The organism is Halomonas sp. 707D4 (assembly GCF_024158685.1).
Classification (GTDB): domain Bacteria; phylum Pseudomonadota; class Gammaproteobacteria; order Pseudomonadales; family Halomonadaceae; genus Vreelandella.
Genome location: NZ_JAMZBD010000531.1, coordinates 1 through 2000, shown reverse-complemented (window position 1 = coordinate 2000; position 2000 = coordinate 1). Strand labels below are relative to the sequence as shown.

Sequence of the window (2000 nt, the reverse complement as noted above, 5' to 3'; positions counted from 1 at the left end):
GCAAAAACCAGGCGCTGACGCCGGCCACCACGAACCCGCCGGTGATGAACGATGCCACCGCCATGTGCGCGAAACGGTAGGGAAAGGAGGGATTGAAGATCGCCGCGCTCCAGGAAGTGACGTGGAAGCGGTTGTCGATCAGCTCGACGCCGGCCGGCGTGTGCATCCAGCTGTTGGCCGAGAGAATCCAGAACGCGGAAATGAAGGTGCCTACCGCGACCATGATCGCCGCGAAGAGATGAACGCCTTCGGGCACCTTGCCGCGGCCAAAGAGCAGCACACCCAGAAACGCCGCCTCGAGGAAGAACGCCGTGACCACTTCATAGCTCAGCACCGGCCCGATGAAGTTCGAGGCGGCCAGCGAGAAGTTGCTCCAGTTGGTCCCGAACTGGAAGGACATCACGATGCCTGACACCACGCCCATGGCGAAGACCACCGCGAACACCCGCGTCCAGAAGGCGGCCAGCCGGTCCCAGGCGGGGTTTTCGGTCTTGAAGAACAGGCCGTGCAAGAGCGCGATATACGAAGCAAGGCCGATGGTGAAGACGGGAAAGATGGCATGAAAGCAGACGACGAACGCGAACTGTATTCGCGAAAGCATCAAGGGGTCGAGTTCCATAACGCACTCCTGAAACCGGGGAAAGATGAAACGCCCATGGGTAACCAACACTCGGTCATGGCACCGTTCACCCGCTGCTCGACCAAGCTTGTCTTTACTCACAGGCTCATCTTAGCCCCTGGCCGCACGCGTTACACGACCCTCGGCGCGCCAATGCTGGGGCGCAATGACGCACATCAAGCAAACTCGATATAGCTCAGCTCATCACCACGAGGCTCACCATGTAGCCGGTGTAACCGATGAACAGCGCAAACAGCACGCCACCTTCCACGCGGTTGATGCGCCGCGGTCGTCCGCGCCAGGAGAAGGCGAACAGTACCATCAGAAGCGTCATGCAGGTCATCACGCTCCAGTCACGCACCAGCACCTCGCGCCCGGCCTCGATCGGCGCGATCAAGCCGGCAAGCCCTACCACCGCGAGGCTATTGAAGAGATTGGACCCCACCACGTTGCCCAGCACCAGGTCGTGCTCGCCGCGCCGCAAGGCGCTGATGCTCGAGGCGAGCTCGGGCAGCGAAGTACCCACCGCCACCACGGTCAGGCCGATGATCAGGTCGCTCACCCCGAAGGCAGTGGCGATCTCGACCGCCCCCCAGACCAGCATTCGTGAGCTCACGACCAGCAGCACCAGCCCCGTCAGCGTCCAGAACAGCGACTTGCCCCGCGACATGGGCGCCTGCTCGAGACTGTCGAGCACTTCCTCCTCCAGCGCATCGCCCTGCTGGGCGCGCGCGCGCCAGATGCTGAAACCGATGAAAAGCGCCAGCGCCAGCAGTAGAATGCTCGCCTCGATGCGCGTCACCCAGCCGTCGAAGAGCATGTAGCCGGTGAGCAGCATCGCCCCGACCAAAAGCGGCATCTCCTTGCGGATCACGCTCGAATGCACGGCCAATGGCGCCATGAGCGCGACGAAGCCGAGCACCAGGCCGATATTGGCGATATTCGAGCCGTAGGCATTGCCCACCGCCAAGCCAGGGTTGCCCTGGAGCGCGGCAAGCACCGACACCATCATTTCCGGGGCCGAGGTGCCGAAACCGATCACCAGCATGCCGATCAGCAGCGGCGACAGCCCCAGAAGCTTCGACAGCGACGCGGCGCCGTCGATGAATTTCTCGGCGCTCCAGATAAGTAGTACCAGCCCGATCGCGACGGCTAGAAAGGCGAGCAGCATGAAGGCTCCTTGGCAAGCATGAGGATAAACACGACGAAAGCGACTGCATCGTTGTCTAAGCTAGTAGCGAGGTCAAGCACCGAATCGCCTCGACCCACTGTCGCCGGGTTTGACAGCCTCGGACGGCCAGCGTATCAATCGCCCTTCGGGTTTCGTTGAGAGTAATCGATTGCGTTACAACCACGTCATCAAACGCCCTTCGCTGGCGAT

Annotated in this window: 2 protein-coding genes; both read right to left on the bottom strand. The window is 61.9% G+C overall.

Features of this window, described 5'->3' with window-relative positions; genetic code table 11:
• Positions 1-619 (bottom strand): cytochrome ubiquinol oxidase subunit I (locus tag BIS11_RS16210; protein ID WP_253586544.1); only part of this gene is annotated, 619 nt, incomplete at its 3' end.
• A 196-nt stretch (positions 620-815) separates the two neighbouring features.
• Positions 816-1790, bottom strand: a complete 975-nt coding sequence (locus tag BIS11_RS16205; protein WP_253423700.1) for a calcium/sodium antiporter — start codon at positions 1788-1790, stop codon at positions 816-818.
• Between the last annotated feature and the right edge of the window lie 210 nt (positions 1791-2000).